The organism is Streptococcus sp. 27098_8_70 (genome assembly GCF_041432215.1).
Lineage (GTDB): Bacteria > Bacillota > Bacilli > Lactobacillales > Streptococcaceae > Streptococcus > Streptococcus oralis_CP.
Genome location: NZ_JAPVZD010000002.1, coordinates 60,185 through 78,799, shown reverse-complemented (window position 1 = coordinate 78,799; position 18,615 = coordinate 60,185). Strand labels below are relative to the sequence as shown.

Here is an 18,615-nt window from a genome sequence, read left to right as displayed (position 1 = left end):
GATTGGTTTTATTAGTATTAGGGATTTTGGTTTTACTCATTCTAATCTTAAAACGAAAACTGAAAACTGCTAAAAAATCTGAAGGAAACGCCAAGAAAAGAAATTGGCTATTAATAGGTTGCTTATCCATAGTGATTCCAATGGTAATCTTCACAGTGTTCAGTCCGATTTTTTCTCTAATGGATATGTGGGGGCTATTTGCCCATGCAAGTCGAACTGAGCTTGAGCAAGCTGTGCATCGTTCTTATCAAAATTACGGTCTTACAGGACAGTTTGAGTTAGAAAAATACGAGAAAAACTATACAAGTGTGGGAGGATTTATAATCCATGGTACCTATAGTGAAAATATAGCTGGAAAAACCTATCAGGTTAAAACTCGATTTAAATACTATACTCGCTTTTCGAAAAGTGAAACATATGGAAAGACAGATGCAGAGGTCGATTACAAAAATGGTAAAAAAATTTATGATGTTTTCCCAGAATTAGCCTATTTAGGGATTGAAGTTAGTCCAGGAACCAGTGAATTTTTAAAAACACTGGACAGTTCAATCAAAGATCCTAAACTGCCTGATTTGAAGTATCAAGGTATTGATTTTGAATTTAATAACCAATCTGATAATATCTATCTTTATAATGAAATATTAGAGGAAAATCAAAGCAAGGGCCAAGCTCTGCAAGGAATGTATCCAATGGATGCTCAATATCTGTTCCAAAAAGAGATTTTTATACCAACATTTGAATTTCAATATTTCGTTCCAAAAGAAAAAAGAGATCTCTTGTATGATGACTATCTTAAAGAGCTTGAAGCGCTCATGAAGGAATTTTTTGCCAACCAACCCCTACCACGCGGTCTTTATGCTGTCAAAATTGCTAAGTATAAAGAGGATAAACTTGTCAATGATAGTGGTGTATACTATGTGAAGATTGAAAATCGTCAAGTTGTAAAGCTGTTGCAAAAATTAGAGTAGGAGTTGCTAGGGCTAGGTAAGTCTCACAATATTTTTACTAAGAAGAGAAGGGAAGTTTTGTAATGATTAGTTTAGAGCTGTTGTCTGAGGAAAATAGTCTAGACGTTTATTCTTTTGAAAAAGAAAATCGAGAGTATTTTGAACGAAATTTACCTCCTAGACCAGCTAACTATTTTGGTTTAGAAGGTTTTAAAGAAATCACGAGGGAATTGTTAACGGAACAAACGAATCGTGATGTCTATATGCATCTTATCAGAGATTCGCAAGGCATGATGGTCGGCAGAATCAATTTAAGTGTTTTAGAGAATGATCGAACAACAGCAGAGCTTGGGTATAGGATTGGGGAAAATGTTACTAACTTAGGTTATGCTGGCGAAGCGGTTAAACTCGTTTTAGACAAGGCCTTTACGACTTATGGTTTAAATAAAATCATTGCAGGAACGGCAACGGGTAATCTAGCCTCTCAGAGGGTGCTTATAAAAAATGGCTTCACCTTTAGTAGAATGATAGAAAATGACTTATACATTCATAATGAGTGGGTTCATACAGCAGTATTTGAGATAAGGAGACCATAATATCATCAATTCCAGTCCATTGAAAAGGTTAATGGAGTTCTAATCTTTCCAGACATTCAAGATTTTTCTCTTGGATGTCTTTTTTGTTCATAATTTCCAGTTGTGTCTGTTAAAATTTGATTTTCCCAGTGGACAATCGTCCACTTTTTTTATATAATAAAACTAAACCGAATTGGTTGAGTTTTAGAGGTGTAAGCTCAACCGTCGATTTGTTTTTCTAAGAGAGATATTCTCAATAAAGCATCACACTAGGGGGTGAATCATGTACCAACCAGAAAAACTCAAGGCTCGGAGAAAAGAGTTAAAATTGACACAGAAGGAAATTGCAGAGCAACTTGGGATCAGTTTTCAGGCTTACTCGGCTTGGGAACGTGGAATTAAGGAACCATCCAAGGAGAAGGTTGCCCAGCTAGAAAATATTTTAAAGGTAGCAAAGGGATATTTCACTCAGATCGAGATTGTTCGTCTCTACAATAGCCTCTCCAAGCAAGGGAAGGACAAGGTTGTGCTCTATGCTCGCAACCTAGCTCAAGAGGAACAAACACAGAAGGTGGCGACCATGCCAGAGCGCCTCTACGAGTATCGTGTCTATGAACGCATGTCAGCAGGGATCGGGGCTTCGGTATATGACGATAGAAATTTTGATACCGTTTACTTTAATGAAGAACTAGCCCACGATTTTGCTTCCTGGGTGGCTGGGGACTCCATGGAACCTAAATATCAAAATGGTTCCGTGGCTTTGATTCGAGAGACCGGATTTGATTATGATGGGGCGGTTTATGCAGTGGTTTGCAACAACCAGACCTATATCAAACGGGTTTATCGGGAGGAAGATGGCTTGCGTCTGGTCTCTATCAATCCTAAATACAAGGATATTTTCATCTCCTATGAGGAAGATCCTCGGATTGTGGGGATTATTGTTGGGAATTTTGTGCCGATGGAGGGTTAGCCTATGGGCTACTTTGATTATTCCAGAGAGCCCAAAAGTGATATTGCCTTTGTCGATATGAAATCTTTTTATGCCAGCGTTGAGTGTGTGAAACGGGGCTTGCATCCGCTGAAGACCTCGCTTTGTGTCATGAGTCGCGCGGATAATTCTACTGGCCTTATATTAGCTTCCTCTCCCATGTTTAAGAAGATTTTTGGCAAGTCCAATGTTGGCCGGGCCTATGATCTGCCTTTTGATATCAAAACGCGCAAATTTTCCTATTACAATGCTCGAAAGCAAGGCTTGCCTACTGACTTAGACTATGTTCGCTACATCGAAGATTGGGCTCAAGTGACTTTGGTTGTGCCACCTAGGATGGATGAATACATAGCGGTCAATATGGAAATCCAGCGAATCTTTCAAAACTATGGTAGTCCAGATGATATTTATCCCTACTCTATCGATGAGGGCTTTATCGATCTGACTAGTTCGCTCAACTATTTCATCCCAGACAAGAGTATCTCTCGCAAAGACAAGCTAGATATGCTTTCTGCTCGCATCCAGAGGGATATTTGGAGGCAGACAGGGATCTACTCTACAGTGGGTATGTCCAATGCCAACCCCTTACTGGCCAAGTTGGCTCTGGATAATGAGGCCAAGCACACTCCGACCATGAGGGCCAACTGGTCTTACCAGGATGTGGAAGAGAAGGTTTGGGCCATTCCCAAGATGACGGACTTTTGGGGGATTGGCAGGCGGATGGAGAAACGCTTGCATGCTCTGGGGATTTTTTCCATCAGAGAATTGGCCACCAGTAATCCAGACCAGCTACAGAAAACACTTGGTCAGGCTGGCCTGCGTTTGTGGTTTCATGCTAACGGGATTGATGAGAGCAATGTTCATAAGCCCTATAAAGCCAAGTCTCAAGGGTTAGGAAATTCTCAAATCTTGCCGAGAGACTACGTGAAGCTACGGGATATCGAAATTATTCTCCGAGAAATGGCGGAGCAGGTGGCTATTAGACTGAGAAGGGCGGGCAAGAAAACAACCCTTGTCTCTCTCTATGTTGGTTTCTCTAAACTGGAGGTCAGGTCGTCTATTCACACACAAATGAAGGTCGAACCGACCAATAATACAGCTATCTTAACGGATTATGTTTTGAAGCTATTTCATAATAAATACACTTCTGGAGCGATCAGAAGTGTCGGAGTCAACTATTCAGGATTTGTGGACGAGTCCTTTGGCTTGATCTCCCTCTTTGATGATGTTGACAAGTTAGAAAAAGAAGAAAGGCTCCAGACGGCTATTGATGCCATTCGGGAACAATTTGGTTTTACCTCCCTCTTAAAGGCCAATGCACTGGAAGAAGCCTCTAGGAGTCTTGCCAGAAGCAAGCTGATTGGGGGGCATTCTGCTGGAGGATTAGATGGACTAAAATGATTGATCGTTCTTATTTACCCTTTCCATCTGCGCGTGACTATCAAGATCCAGGGATGCAGAAGTGGATGGGCTTTTTCCTCTCAGAGCATACTAGTTCACTCGGTGAAGAAAGAAATCGGGTTGCTTTTTCGACAGATTTGAATTCCGTTGAGAAGCTACTCTTGCTTTCGCAGCTGTATGTCGGGCAACTAAAGGGATACTTTGTGGTCAAGGAAAAGAAGCAGAAAACCACGATCATCGGCGAGGTGAGTGAATTATCACCTCAAACTCTATCTATTAGGACCAATGAGGGCTATAGGCTGGTAGAGGTAGTAGATGTCCTCGAAATTCGACTGTGGGAGGAGGGAGTTTATGACTAGAAAAGAGTTGTATGAAAACAAACTGCAGATGGATTATTTTTCTGATGCCTATATTCGTTTTGAAGAGGATTTTCAAAAATACTCTGCTATGAATGTGCCTTTGACTTTTTTGATCGATGATATCCTACGCACCATGGCGATGAATCAGAAGAACTACTTTGTCTTAAACAAGGAAAACGCCAAGGATGGGCGGGAGCATCGCTTTTATTTTAGGGTGGTGACGGAAAAAGAGTGTCCCAGAAATCGAACCTATGCATACGCTGGACTCAAAAATAGTAGTCAGTGACTAGGTGTGGAAGAGGAAAGTTTGATTTAGGAAAGATGGCTTGTGAACGTCAGAAAATCTCATGGTATAGGAATTCGAAACACCATCTTTTATCTGTGGAGTTTTTGCAGAAACTTATGATGGTAGTTCTGATGAGATAAGACAAGGGCCACTCTTTTTTAGATGAGCGTTTATTTGAAAACGTGGTTGGATTTGAGAACAGCTATCTTCAATGATCATTTTACTTTATAGAGTCATACCAAAACATCCATGTACATTTGTGGATGTTTTTTAATTTTACAGATAGAAAAAGAGAAGACCAAATGGTCTTCTCAACGGGGGAACTGAAATAATGGAAAAGAATCAATCAAAGAGGGTTACTAGTCTTTGAAATTCTTTTGGAAAATGAGGAGAGACAAGATAGAAGTAATGGCTGCCAAGAAGAGGAAGGCAGTTGCTTCTTGTTCTCCAGTTGCAGGGAGTAGTCTTTCCTTGTCTTCTTTGATTGTAGCTGTAACAGGAGCTTTTTCATCTTTTGATGATGAATTATCTGTTACGGCTGGCGCAGGTTTTTCAGTCTCTCTTGGTAGAACATACTCAGGAAGAGTCACAACTGGTGGCGCTTCTGTTCCAACTGAGCTTTGTTTGCTACCTACCTCAATCACTCGATCTTGAGCTGGAGTTGCTTCTGTTTGGAGAACCTTGCGATTGTCACCGTCCACTTCAACATACTCGACTAAGAGACCGTCTTTCCCTTCTGATAGAACTTGCTCTTTTCCTTTGTCTAATTGTGGGTTTTCGCGACGAATAGTCTTGAATGGTACGACCTTATTGACGATTTCCAAGCTTGGAAGTGTAAAGACAAGGTCTTTAACCCCTTCCTCAGGACTTGAAGAAGTAATTGGTTTCTCAGGTTGCGCTGGAGTTTCCGGTTGCGCTGGTTTTTCAGGTTGAGCAGGTTTTTCCGGTTGAACTGGTTTCTCAGGTTGAGTCGGATTTTCAGGTTGAACTGGCTTTTCAGGCTCAGCAGGTTTTTCCGGTTGAGTTGGTTTTTCCGGTTGCGCCGGTTTTTCAGGCTGAGCAGGTTTCTCAGGTTGAGCCGGAGTTTCCGGTTGAGTTGGTTTTTCCGGTTGCGCCGGTTTCTCAGGTTGAGTCGGCTTTTCAGGCTGAGCTGGCTTTTCAGGCTGAGCAGGTTTTTCCGGTTGCGCCGGTTTTTCCGGTTGAACGGGTTTCTCAGGTTGAGTCGGCTTTTCAGGCTCAGCAGGTTTTTCAGGCTGAGCAGGTTTCTCAGGTTGAGTTGGTTGTTCCGGTTGCGCTGGCTTTTCAGGCTGAGTCGGAGTTTCCGGTTGAGTTGGTTTTTCAGGCTCGGCAGGTTTCTCAGGTTGAGTCGGATTTTTAGGCTGAACTGGTTTTTCAGGTTCAGCAGGTTTCTCAGGCTGAGTCGGATTTTCAGGCTGAGCTGGCTTTTCAGGCTGAGCAGGTTTTTCAGGCTGAGCTGCTTCGAGCTTGCTGATTTGTGCGAGAGCAGTTTCTAGCGCTTTATTGACTGCTTCCTGAGTTTTAGCTTCTTGGATTGCAGCAATGGCTTGGTCAGCAATTTCTAACAATTTCTTCTTAGCTTCCTTGTTGGATCCAAGCTCAGCGACTTTTTTCTCGATAGCTTTTGTTAAGCTGTCCATAGCCTTATCATACTCAATTTCCGGTTGTTTTGGTTGAGCTGGTTGCTCAGGCTGGTCAGGTTTCTCAGGTTCTTCTGGCTGTTCCGGTTGCTCTGGGCTAGGTTCCTCTTGGCCTCTTTGATAGTTCTCATCCTTGGAGAGGATATCTTGCAGGGCACTGACCGTCAACATGACTTCTTGAACATCTACTGCATCACCACTGAGTTGGTTTCTCAATTTTTCTAGATTTGCTTGGAAAGCTTGACGTGCAGTAGCCGTATTTTTCAAACCTGCTGGATCAAAGTTTGACAGATCATCTTTCCATTTTGAGATAGACTGGATGATATCTGCCTTGCTGTAGAGTTCACTACCTTCGCCACGAGTGATGAATTGGTCTACCTGGATACCGATATTTCGAGACAAATCGTTTCGTTCAGGATCGAGTTGAAGGGTGACTGCGTGCAAGTTTTCGTCCAGACCTTTTAGGCTAACCAGAGTTTGATTACCTTGGCGTTGGGCAGCGTGACCGCTAAAGTATTTCTTACCGTCAATGGTTGAAGCATTTCCCATTCCATCTTGGTAAGGAACTTCTTTGCCATCTAGAAAGACTTTGTAGATACCATGATTTGGATCAACATAGCCCTTGATATCAAGTCCAGTACCGTAGAAGTAGGCTGTGACAGTTGTCTTTTTCTTTTGCTCATCAGTTAAGCGACCAAAGGAAGCCCAAGACTCCGTCTTTTGGTATTTATCTGCGGAATTGGTTTCATGGTGCCAGCCAGGACTATAATCCAACTGACTAGCTTGGTCATCATAACTTGTTTGGTCCTTGATCAGCAATTCAGCTTTCATCACTTGGATGGTTGCATCTGTAGCGAAACCGAGCAGGGCACCATCAGTGACAGAAGTGAGCTTGGCTTTGAAGTCAAAGACAGAGTCGGCTTGTTCTGTAAAGTCAATCGTTGGGATGGTAACAGTCTTTTCTGTTTCTCCATCTTCAAAAGTCACATCTTGAGTTGTATCTTGGTAAACTTTGCCGTGAACCCCAGTTCCAGGTTCTGTAATAAAGCGAACAGTAGCAGCCCCCTTGCTTCCACCAACACGTTTAATCTTAACAGTGACTGGTTTTCCTTTTTCGACTTCGTAGTTAGTAGACTCGAGTTCAAACATCCCTTTACTATCATTGTTTAGGGTGTAGATTCCTTCTGTAGCAATTGGTTCGCCTGTTTTATTCACGAGGGTAATAGTGTGTTGGCCTGGTGCTAAATCGCCTGTCTCAAAGACTTTTTGGCTGCGTTTACGGCTAGCATTCTTAGTTTGCACATCTGCAACCTTTTGACCATCAACATAGACGGACATTTCTCCGTGACCTGGATCGACTGTAGAGACGACATAGGCCTTGGTTCCTGTGAAGGTATAGCTAACTTTGGCATCTTTTTGATTGGTCCACATAGAAGTGCCACGAACCCCTTCAGATTCATTGTACCAAGTTGTTCCAGCTGTATCTGCCGTTGTGTTTGAGTGGTATTCAAGTCCAAGAGGGTAGCCATCTGTCTTTTCAATGCTGCTTGGTGTCTTGTAGACTGAGAAGTTGGTTAAGATTGGGGTTGCTTGAGCACCGGTGATGGTTACACGGATTTTTTGTGCTTCTACAGGCTTGCCTTGAACCAAGCGACGGTAACCAACGGTCGAACCTTCGCCGTATGTCACCCAACGTCCGTTGATTTCGACTTCAATCTTGAAACCAGAAATACGTTGCCCTTTGGCGATGTCTTCCTTGAGTTCAACGACATCAAAGCGTCTCTTTTGTCCTAAATCGACTGTAAAGCTACCGGTTGTGGCATCATTTGAGAGCGCCCAGCTGGTGTCATCTTTACCGTCTGTCAGGTGGCTTTCCTTGTAGAGATGGTTCTGACGGGTAGAACTTGCTGTTACAGTGGCACCTTTGGCAAAGTCAGTCGCATACATTTGGTCTAGGGTTGCCTTGAACTCTTTCAAGCGAGCCACATCAGCATCTGCGAATTTTCCTTCTTTATTTGGTGGAATATTGAGAAGGAGTGGGGTTCCACGACCAACAGACTTGAAGTAGATGTCCATCAACTCTTTGAGTGATTTCGGTTGTTGGTTGTCATGGTAGAACCAGCCTGAACGGATCGAAACGTCAGCTTCCCCTACAGAGTACATATCACCATCAGGGTCACCATGGTTGAGGTATTCGTTTTTCACATCGTCTGTGATGTTGGCCCTTTTGACTTTATGCCAGACAGGGTCACCTGCGATACCTCGTTCATTTCCGATCCAGCGAACGCTTGTTGGTTGAGCAGAGAAGATAGCAATATCTCCTTCGGCTTCTTTGATGTATTTGAACCATTCATCAAAAGTATAGGTTACTTTTTGGGCACCGCTACCACGCGCACCGTCCATCCAAACTTCGATAAATTTCCCTTTATTACCGTATTTCGGATTACCAAGGATTTCTTTCAGTTGGTTGAGATAGTATTGGTTGTATTCTTTTTCGGTTGCAACATGGTATTTAGGATGGTTGGCATCCCATGGTGATAGGTAAACACCCATGTTCATGTCGTACTTGCTAGCAGACTTGGAAACTTCTTCGAGAAGGTCACCCTTACCATCTTTCCATGGGCTAGCAGCTACGGTATGGTTGGTGTACTTAGAAGGATAAGCAACGAATCCGTCGTGGTGTTTAACAACCATAATGGTTCGTTTGAAGCCCGTTTCCTTCAGAGTGCGAATCCACTGGTCAGTATCCAAGTTGGTTGGATTGAAGTATCGAGGGTCTTCTTTCCCATTTCCCCATTCAGAATTGGTATAGGTGTTCATTCCGTAGTGGATGAAAGCTGCCAATTCTTCCTTGTGGTAATCGAGTTGAGCCTTGCTTGGAAGAGGTCCATGATTGCCAATCTCGGTTTCTTTATCTTCTGGATGAGCCACTGGTGGAGTCGGTGTCGTTGGATTAGCTGTATCAGCGACTGGCTCGTATTCAAAGACGACCTCATTCACCCCTTTTTGCTGGATCCTTGCTTCCAAACTAGCCTTGACTGGACGGTAGCCAGCAATGTCTTTTGCATGGAAGGTGTTGACAAAGGAAACGTCATACTCTTGACCGTCATTGTTATCAACTGTCGCTTCCGCTAGTTCAGTAGTGGTTCCTTTTTGACGGTAGTAAACTTTGAAGGAGCCTTTGTTGACTTTATAGACCACTTTGATGACACGTGTACCGGCAGGCGCTTTGCTGACAACATTGTGATCTTCAGCCCATGCATCTTTTAGCTGTTTATTAACTGCAACGCCATCAATGGATACAATTTCGTATTTATCTTTATTTTTCTGATAGAAGTCCGTTTTCTCGATTTCTTTTTTGAAATTGTAGTCAAATGGCGAATCAACAGTTGTCTGTTCGATAAAGGTATCATTATCTTTGACAGGATTTCCTTCTTCGTCTTCGTGTTGAATAACCACACGACCGTATTCAACTCCCTTGGTCAAGCTAGCAATTCCATCTTGGTTGAAGGAATATTCGTTGCTTCCGATAACAGCTGTTTCGTTCCGAAGCATACGCCCCTCATCAGTAAAGTAGTAACGATTTCCGTTATCACCTTGGTACCAGCCTTTCACACCATACTTGGCAATCATGTCCTTAACCCATTTCAGTTGTTCAGGTGAAAGGACGAGTCCGCCACCAAAGCGATCCTTTTCAGCCACACCATTGTCAACGGTTCCGTGTTGGTGAACCCCCAGAACTTTTCCTTGGCTATCGACAATCCCGCCACCAGACAAACCAGATACAGAAGTGGTTTTGTAGGTGATACCAGTCGTTCCCTTATCATCATAGGACTCAACAGATCGGATGGTCCCGTCTGCCTTGTAAAGCTGACCAGCTAGGATAGGCTGTTTCAGTTCTTTTGAACTCGAGTCAGTTGGATAGCCAATCGTACTGATAGCTTCTCCCGGCTGATGCGTCTTGTGCTCCGCTAAAGGCGCAAAGGTTGCTGCTTTGTTTGGACTAGCAATCGGAAGAGGAATAGGAGCTTCTACAAGAGCAAGGTCGTTCTTATAGCCTTTTCCAAACTCCTTCTTATTCCAGAAATGGATATCCTTTTCTCTGAATAAAACCGTAGTTCCAGAAGATGGCAGTGAGTTTTTCTTTTCGCTGTTTGAACCAACGTTATAGTAGAACTGGGCAGATTTTCCACCACGAATGTGACCTTCGCCAGTTTCTTTATTGGCCTCTAGGAAGTTATGAGCAACGGTAAGGATCAGGTTAGGTGCTACGAAGATACCTGAGCCTGAAACGAGGTAGCGTTGTTCCCCTGCATTGTAAGTGCTGTAAACCATAGTAGCAGCAGTAGCAGGTTGTCCCTCGTAGTTGATATGTTTGAGGTCTTGTCCACCGTTAATGATGGCACGGTTTCCGTTCTCAGCTTCTTTTGAAGCTTCTTCCTTGTCCTTTAGAATGCTCTTAGTTTCTACTTTTGGACTAGCTTTTTGGTCAACGATAGTAGTTGTATCGAGTTCTTTGACAGGTGTGTCGGGATAGGCACGGTCCTGAATGTCTTCAGGGAGCAAGTCAGCACTGTTAGTATCTGCAACAGGTGTTTCTTGTTTTTCAGCTTCTACACGACCTTCTTTTTTGACTGGTTCAGCCTTGGTCTCTTCTATATCTGCGACTTGTTTAATTTGCTGATCTAAATTGGATGTTGTGGCAGGAGACGTTTCGTCTGCACGCACGGTTCCAGAAGCAAAAAATGCCAGTCCCACGATAACAGAGGCCACACCTACAGTCAACTTCCGAATGCTAAATGTTTGCCCTTTTTCAAAAAGGTATCGATTCATAATATACTCCTAGTTTTTAGAAAGGCAGTCAGCTACTGCCCAAGCCCAAGTCTGACTTGGTTACAACTTGATTTAATGAAAAACTCTCTGATAATTTGTAAGCCACCTTACCTCCTGTTTATAAAGCGCTTTCATTTTAAGATAAAAAAATTTAAAAGGTCATTTCTCCCTTAAAATGACTGAAAACTTTTGATATAACAAATATACTAAATTAATGAAAGAATTGCAATAGCAAAAAGCAAAAAAATAAATATAAATTAAAGAAAATCAGTTACTTTTTAAAGAAAAAACGCATCCTTTCAGGGCTCAAACTAAATGAAAGGATACGTTTTAAAAAGAAATTAAAGTATTTTTTGAAGAGACTCTTGGATGGTTTGGGGGTCTGTTTTAGAAGAGAAGCGCTCAAGGACTTGCCCATCTCGACCAATGAGAAACTTAGCAAAATTCCATTCGATTCGTTTTCCTAGCGGGCCAGATTTCTGGTCTTTTAGCCAAACATAAAGAGGATCTGCCTCCTTGCCGTTGACCTTGATCTTGGCAAAGCGAGGAAAAGTTGTCTGATAGTGTAGGCTACAGAAGCTATTGATTTCCTCTGCGCTGCCGGGTGCTTGTCCCATAAACTGATTGCAAGGGAAATCTAGGATTTCAAAGCCCTGATCTTGATAGCGTTCATAGAGTTCTTGAAGTCCCTGGTACTGGGGCGTTAAACCACATCCTGTAGCAGTGTTGACAATCAAGAGAACGTTACCACGATAGCTATCCAGGGGAGTTGCTTGATTATTTTGGTTTAAAACGGAAAAATCATATACACTGGTCATGAGGGCCTCTTTTCTTTTTCTACATTGTAACAGTTTTTACCTTTTTCGTCGAGTTGGATGGAAGATATTGTTGAAGAATAAGCCCTCAATATGATAGAAACCGTTTACAAATAACTTTAAAAATGATATGATTTAATTAAACCGGTTTACTCAGTTGCTATAAATCTCTAATTTGAGATTTAGTTCCTATTGATTTTACAATATGTTTATTGGAGTGTACACATGCAAACAAAAACAAAGAAGCTCATTGTGAGTTTGTCTTCACTTGTTTTATCGGGATTTTTATTAAACCATTATATGACAGTTGGAGCGGAAGAAACGACTACGAATACCATTCAGCAAAGCCAGAAGGAAATTCAGTATCAGCAAAGGGATACCAAAAATTTAGTTGAAAATGGTGATTTTAGTCAGACGGAGAACGGAAGCAGTCCGTGGACAGGAAGCAAAGCCCAGGGGTGGTCAGCTTGGGTAGACCAGAAGAATAGTTCTTCAGGTGCCTCAACTCGAGTCATTGAAGCCAAGGATGGGGCTGTCACTATCTCAAGTTCTGAGAAACTAAGGGCAGTGCTTCACCGTATGGTCCCTATTGAAGCTAAGAGAAAGTATAAACTGCGTTTCAAGATTAAAACAGATAATAAAGTCGGGATTGCTAAGGTTCGCATCATTGAGGAAAGTGGTAAGGACAAGCAATTGTGGAATTCTGCAACAACGTCGGGAACAAAGGACTGGCAGACCATTGAAGCAGACTATAGCCCGACTTTAGATGTTGATAAAATCAAGCTGGAGTTATTCTATGAAACGGGAACAGGGACTGTTTCCTTTAAGGATATTGAGCTAGTAGAGGTAGCAGACCAGCCTTCTGAGGATTCTCAAACAGATAAACAGCTTGAGGAAAAGATTGATTTACCAATTGGGAAAAAACATGTTTTTGCTCTTGCGGACTATACTTATAAGGTAGAAAATCCTGACGTTGCTTCAGTCAAAAATGGAATTTTAGAACCTCTTAAGGAAGGGACAACCAATGTCATTGTCAGTAAAGATGGCAAGGAAGTGAAAAAGATTCCTTTGAAGATTCTAGCCTCTGTTAAGGATGCATACACAGACCGTTTGGATGACTGGAATGGCATCATCGCTGGGAATCAATACTATGATTCTAAAAATGAACAGATGGCCAAGTTAAACCAGGAGCTGGAAGGAAAGGTAGCTGATAGCCTATCCAGTATTTCAAGTCAGGCGGACCGCACCTATTTGTGGGAAAAATTTTCAAATTATAAAACGTCTGCGAATCTGACTGCCACTTATCGGAAATTAGAGGAGATGGCCAAGCAAGTGACCAATCCTTCTTCTCGTTATTATCAAGATGAAACCGTCATTCGAACAGTTAGGGATTCCATGGAATGGATGCATAAACATGTCTACAATAGTGAAAAGAGCATTGTTGGGAACTGGTGGGATTATGAAATCGGTACACCTCGTGCCATCAACAATACCTTGTCTCTGATGAAAGAATACTTCTCAGATGAGGAAATAAAAAAATATACAGATGTGATTGAAAAATTTGTGCCAGATCCCGAACATTTCCGAAAGACGACTGATAACCCATTTAAGGCCCTAGGTGGAAACTTAGTGGATATGGGAAGGGTAAAAGTAATAGCTGGTTTACTGCGCAAGGATGACCAAGAAATTTCTTCTACCATTCGTTCGATTGAGCAAGTGTTTAAGTTGGTAGACCAAGGCGAAGGTTTTTATCAGGATGGATCTTATATCGACCACACCAATGTTGCCTATACGGGTGCTTATGGAAATGTCTTGATTGATGGCCTTTCTCAACTGTTGCCAGTCATTCAAAAGACCAAGAGCCCAATCGATAAAGATAAAATGCAAACCATGTACCACTGGATTGATAAATCGTTTGCTCCTTTGCTAGTGAATGGAGAGCTGATGGATATGAGTCGTGGCCGCTCTATCAGTCGTGCAAATAGTGAGGGGCATGTGGCCGCAGTAGAAGTACTAAGAGGGATTCACCGGATAGCGGATATGTCTGAAGGAGAAACCAAACAACGGTTGCAGAGTCTTGTGAAGACCATTGTTCAATCGGATAGTTATTATGATGTCTTTAAGAATTTGAAGACTTATAAGGATATCAGTTTGATGCAATCCTTGTTAAGTGATGCTGGAGTCGCAAGTGTTCCAAGAACAAGTTACCTATCTGCCTTTAACAAGATGGATAAAACAGCTATGTACAATGCAGAGAAAGGGTTTGGATTTGGCTTATCACTCTTTTCCAGTCGTACCTTGAATTACGAACACATGAACAAGGAAAACAAACGTGGTTGGTATACAAGTGATGGGATGTTCTATCTTTATAATGGTGATTTGAGTCACTATAGCGATGGCTACTGGCCAACAGTTAATCCCTATAAGATGCCTGGTACGACAGAGACGGATGCTAAGAGATTGGATAGTGATACAGGTAAAGTTCTACCGTCTGCTTTCGTTGGAACGAGCAAACTAGATGAGGCCAATGCGACAGCAACCATGGATTTCACTAACTGGAATCAAACATTGACTGCTCATAAGAGCTGGTTTATGCTGAAGGATAAGATTGCCTTTTTAGGAAGCAATATCCAGAACACTTCAACAGATACTGCTGCAACTACAATTGACCAGAGAAAACTGGAATCAAGTGATCCATATAAAGTCTATGTCAATGATAAAGAAGCCTCCCTCACAGAACAAGAAAAGGATTATCCTGAAACCCAAAGTGTCTTTTTAGAATCGTCCAATTCGAAAAAGAATATTGGTTACTTTTTCTTTAAGAAGAGTTCAATCAGTATGAGTAAGGCTGTCCAAAAGGGATCTTGGAAGGATATCAATGAAGGACAGTCAGACAAGGAAGTCGAAAATGAATTTCTTACGATTAGTCAGGCTCATAAGCAAAATGGAGATTCTTATGGCTATATGCTCATCCCTAACGTGGATCGTGCCACCTTCAATCAAATGGTAAAAGAGTTAGAAAGTAGCCTCATCGATAACAATGAGACCCTTCAGTCTGTTTATGATGCCAAACAAGGAGTTTGGGGCATTGTGAAATATGATGATTCTGTCTCTACTATTTCCAACCAATTCCAAGTCTTGAAACGTGGAGTCTATACTATTCGAAAAGAAGGGGATGACTATAAGGTTGCCTACTACAATCCTGAAACCCAGGAATCAGCGCCAGATCAGGAAGTCTTTAAAAAGTTAGAACAAGCAGCTCAGCCACAAACTCAGGATTCAAAAGAAAAGGAAAAATCTGAAGAAGAAAAGAACCATTCGGATCAAAAGAATCTCCCTCATACAGGAGAAGGTCAGTCAATCTTGGCAAGTCTAGGGCTCTTGCTACTTGGGGCGGTTTATCTGTTCCGCAGAGGAAAGAACAACTGATTTGTTCATCATCTAGATGAATCACATGAAACTGTGGAAAATAGAAAAAATCCGAAGAAGGTCAAACATCTTCGGATTTTTCTTTTAAAAAAGGATAAGTTAACACTTATCCTTTTTCACTTCATTTTATCTGAGTGTAACATACTGTTTGGCAATCTCGCTGATGCGGTCAAAGTCGCCTTGGGAAGCGAGTTTATTGAGTTCGCCACCAATTCCAACGGCGTCTGCACCAGCAGCGAACCATTGAGGAATGTTATTTAGGCCGACTCCTCCGGTTACCATTACGGAAACTTGTGGGATTGGCGCCTTGACTGCAGAGATATATGATGGACTGAGAGCACTACCTGGGAAGAGTTTGATGATTTCACTACCGGCTTCAAGTGCAGTCGTTATCTCTGTGAGGGTAATACAGCCTGGAATGTACGGTGTGCTGTAGAGATTGCACATTTTTGCAGTTTCAGCATGGAAAGATGGAGAAACAACGTAATTTGCTCCGGCTAGAATGGCATCTCTAGCAGTTACGGCATCAAGCACAGTACCTGCACCGATACAAACACTCTGATCGTCCTGATACAAGTCTACAAGTTCCTTGATGATTTGCCCTGCATACTGATTGGTATAGGCAATTTCAATAGCTTTGATACCGCCCTTGATACAAGAAATCGAGGCTTGTAGTCCTTCTTCCTTTGTATTTCCTCGAATGACAGCGACAATTTTTTGTTTTTTTAGTTCAATAATCGTATCTGATTTGGTCATGTAATTCTCCTAACGAATGATATCTTGTGCATTTTCCAGTAATTTTTCAATACTAGCTGCGGGAGTGGAGAGATGGTCTCCTGGAAGAGTACATTTGAGAGTTGCGCTGGCAACTGCAAAGTCAATGCTAGTTTTTAGGGAGGAATGATGGAGTAGTTGGTAAAGGGCACCAGAGATAAAGGCATCCCCGCTACCAACTCGTTGATAGACTGCAGTTTTTAGTTGGACAGACTCTTCAAATTGTTCTCCCAGAGCATAGGCTTGATAGACATTTTTGTCTTGCTCATCACTAGAGCGGAGGGTATGGAAAATGGCCTTGAAACCATAGGTTTTTTTTAAAAGTTGCATGCGATTTTCCACCTCTTTTAGGCTAGCTCTGTCTCTTGGGAACATCTCTAGATTTTGGTCATCAATCATGAGAGGATCAATACCAAAGCAATAATCAGCGAAACGAGCAAACTTAGAAAATTCATACTTAGCTTCTAGGACTGAAATTATCTTTGTTCTCAGATTGAGATCCATTGAAACGATAATCCCTCGGCGCTTGGCTTCTTCCAAGAGTAGGAGAAGGAGCGTACGAACCTCTTGACCGATAGCTACGGTAATTCCACTAAAATGAAAATGGCTAATCCCCTGAAAGAGAGAATCCATATCGAGCATGTTTGGCCGAATCTGGCTGATACTCGTATGCTTACGATCGTAGAAAACTTCACTTTGACGACAACCAAAGCCGTTCTCCAAATAGTAGAGGCCGATTCGATCGCCAAGCCGATAGATTGAACTGGTATCGATTTGGTGCTGTTTCAAGAATGTAATAAAACGATCTCCAATCTCGTTGGCAGGGAGTGCGGTAAAGACTTTCGTTGAGATACCCAGGGCTTGCAAATTACAAGCGATATTAATTTCTGATCCGCCAAAATAAGTCGAACTGGCAACATGATCGCCGATACTGGTGGCATCTAATGGTGAGATTCGAATTAATGGTTCGCCAAACAGTAAGATTTTCGTCATCCATTAGTTCCTTTCTGGTTTAGAATAGCTTTACTTGGCTAATACTTCTTTCAAATAAGCAGCGACTTCATCATCTTGGCAGTTTTCAAAGAAGTATTCTTGGAAGTATTTGCCAGAGATGGTGTCTTTGAGGAAGTCTTGGTCGATTGTTTTAAGGATGGTCATCAAATCATTGTGGGTGATTTGTTTCACCTCGTTTAAGATACGAGCGTTGCGTTGTTCAGGGATTACACGTTCTCTTGGGTAGCCACCGCCCATTTCTTCAGCAAATAAGCGTTCAAACATCAATTTGAGGGTCAGTTCTGCCCCCCAGCCAAATCCTTTGGCATAAGGGATAGACAAGGCGTTACCACCATTGATTTGAGAATAAAGGTAAGCGTCAGTTGGGTCCACTGCTAGACCACAGACAACACCAGGGAAGCTGTTCAAAGCAAGCATAGCCCCTACACCTGTACCACAGCCGGTAACAACAAAGTCGACTGCTTTTGTATTTAAAAGGATAGCAGCCATTAGTCCGTTTTGTACGTATGTTAATGGATTTTCACCGTCTTCTCCACGCATACCATAGTTAAATAATTGGTAGCCTTTTTTATCTGTTGCTTCTTTCAGACTATCGTAAATAATGTGATTCTTGCTAGCTTGACTATTTTCGTTGATTAATGCGATTTTCATAAGATCTTCTTTCTATTGTTACTCAGGTTGTTTTCCGATGTAGGCTAAGATACCGCCATCTACATATAGGATGTGGCCATTGACAAAATTGCTGGCATCACTAGCGAGAAAGACAGCAGGGCCCATCAAATCTTCAGGATTCCCCCAACGTGCAGCAGGTGTTTTTGCAATGATGAACTGGTCAAATGGGTGGCGAGAACCATCTTCTTGCAACTCACGAAGAGGTGCTGTTTGAGGAGTGGCAATATAACCCGGTCCAATTCCGTTACATTGGATATTGGCTCCACCGTATTCGGATGCAATGTTGCGGGTCAACATTTTCAAGCCCCCTTTAGCGGCAGCATAAGCGCTAACTGTTTCACGTCCCAGTTCGCTCATCATCGAACAAATATTGATAATCTTTCCATGCCCTTTCTTTATCATAGAAGGAATAACTGCCTTTGAAACGATAAATGGTGCGTTTAAGTCAATATCGATGACCTTACGGAAATCAGCGGCGCTCATTTCGCACATTGGAACTCGGCGGATAATACCAGCATTATTAACGAGGATGTCAATGACACCAACCTCTTGTTCGATTTGCTTGACCATGGCTTGGATACCGTTCTCGTCTGTCACGTCACAGACATATCCATAGGCTTCGATGCCAACTTCACGATAAGCTTCAATCCCTTTATTGACCAGGTCTTGATTGATATCGTTAAAGACGATAGTAGCACCCGCTTCTGCATAGGACTTGGCAATCGCAAATCCAATTCCATAAGAAGCGCCTGTAATGAGAGCAATTTTTTCTTTTAAAGAAAACTGCTCAATTGAGAATGATGTATTTGTCATTTGATACTTCCTTTCAAATTTGTTAAGACTTCTCTATAACCAAATTATATT

General features: G+C 42.1%; 13 protein-coding genes. 7 read left to right on the top strand and 6 right to left on the bottom strand.

Features of this window, described 5'->3' with window-relative positions; genetic code table 11:
* The first annotated feature begins 2 nt into the window (after positions 1–2).
* From O3655_RS06015 to O3655_RS05990, 6 genes are all read left to right on the top strand, one after another.
* Positions 3–968, top strand: a complete 966-nt coding sequence (locus O3655_RS06015; RefSeq protein WP_308697365.1) for a hypothetical protein — start codon at positions 3–5, stop codon at positions 966–968.
* Positions 969–1,030: 62 nt separating this feature from the next.
* A complete protein-coding gene (locus O3655_RS06010; protein ID WP_308697366.1) occupies positions 1,031–1,543 on the top strand; it encodes a GNAT family N-acetyltransferase in 513 nt (170 codons plus the stop codon).
* A gap of 262 nt (positions 1,544–1,805) precedes the next feature.
* Positions 1,806–2,492 carry an XRE family transcriptional regulator gene (locus O3655_RS06005; protein ID WP_000284670.1) on the top strand — a complete coding sequence of 229 codons (687 nt, stop codon included), beginning with the start codon at positions 1,806–1,808 and terminating at the stop codon, positions 2,490–2,492.
* A gap of 3 nt (positions 2,493–2,495) precedes the next feature.
* Positions 2,496–3,911 (top strand): Y-family DNA polymerase, encoded by a 1,416-nt coding sequence (locus O3655_RS06000; protein WP_000540275.1) that lies wholly within the window; start codon positions 2,496–2,498, stop codon positions 3,909–3,911.
* Positions 3,908–4,270 (top strand): hypothetical protein, encoded by a 363-nt coding sequence (locus O3655_RS05995; protein WP_049549861.1) that lies wholly within the window; start codon positions 3,908–3,910, stop codon positions 4,268–4,270. Before O3655_RS06000 ends, O3655_RS05995 begins: the two co-directional genes overlap by 4 nt.
* On the top strand, positions 4,263–4,556 hold the full coding sequence (locus O3655_RS05990) for a DUF5960 family protein (protein ID WP_049490283.1): 294 nt from the start codon (positions 4,263–4,265) through the stop codon (positions 4,554–4,556). Before O3655_RS05995 ends, O3655_RS05990 begins: the two co-directional genes overlap by 8 nt.
* A gap of 359 nt (positions 4,557–4,915) precedes the next feature.
* Here the strand turns inward: O3655_RS05990 and O3655_RS05985 are convergent, their stop codons facing one another.
* Complete coding sequence (locus O3655_RS05985; protein WP_308697367.1) at positions 4,916–11,047, bottom strand: alpha-L-fucosidase; 6,132 nt, start codon at positions 11,045–11,047, stop codon at positions 4,916–4,918.
* 341 nt (positions 11,048–11,388) lie between these two features.
* Positions 11,389–11,865, bottom strand: coding sequence for a glutathione peroxidase (locus O3655_RS05980; RefSeq protein WP_255778503.1), 477 nt, complete (start codon positions 11,863–11,865; stop codon positions 11,389–11,391).
* Positions 11,866–12,087: 222 nt separating this feature from the next.
* Between O3655_RS05980 and O3655_RS05975 the strand changes: the two genes are divergently transcribed.
* Positions 12,088–15,291, top strand: coding sequence for an LPXTG-anchored hyaluronate lyase (locus O3655_RS05975; protein WP_308697368.1), 3,204 nt, complete (start codon positions 12,088–12,090; stop codon positions 15,289–15,291).
* Between the two features lie 126 nt (positions 15,292–15,417).
* On the opposite strand, the gene O3655_RS05970 is transcribed toward O3655_RS05975, so the two are convergent.
* The 4 genes from O3655_RS05970 to O3655_RS05955 are packed head-to-tail and all read right to left on the bottom strand — an operon-like array spanning position 15,418 to position 18,564.
* Entirely contained in the window at positions 15,418–16,047 is a 630-nt protein-coding gene (locus O3655_RS05970) for a bifunctional 4-hydroxy-2-oxoglutarate aldolase/2-dehydro-3-deoxy-phosphogluconate aldolase (RefSeq protein ID WP_308697369.1), read from the bottom strand.
* A 9-nt stretch (positions 16,048–16,056) separates the two neighbouring features.
* Positions 16,057–17,058, bottom strand: coding sequence for a sugar kinase (locus O3655_RS05965; RefSeq protein ID WP_308697370.1), 1,002 nt, complete (start codon positions 17,056–17,058; stop codon positions 16,057–16,059).
* A gap of 30 nt (positions 17,059–17,088) precedes the next feature.
* Positions 17,089–17,730, bottom strand: a complete 642-nt coding sequence (locus tag O3655_RS05960) for an RpiB/LacA/LacB family sugar-phosphate isomerase (RefSeq protein WP_308697371.1) — start codon at positions 17,728–17,730, stop codon at positions 17,089–17,091.
* An 18-nt stretch (positions 17,731–17,748) separates the two neighbouring features.
* Positions 17,749–18,564: a gluconate 5-dehydrogenase gene (locus O3655_RS05955; protein WP_308697372.1), complete on the bottom strand. Its 816-nt coding sequence runs from the start codon at positions 18,562–18,564 to the stop codon at positions 17,749–17,751.
* Positions 18,565–18,615 lie beyond the last annotated feature (51 nt).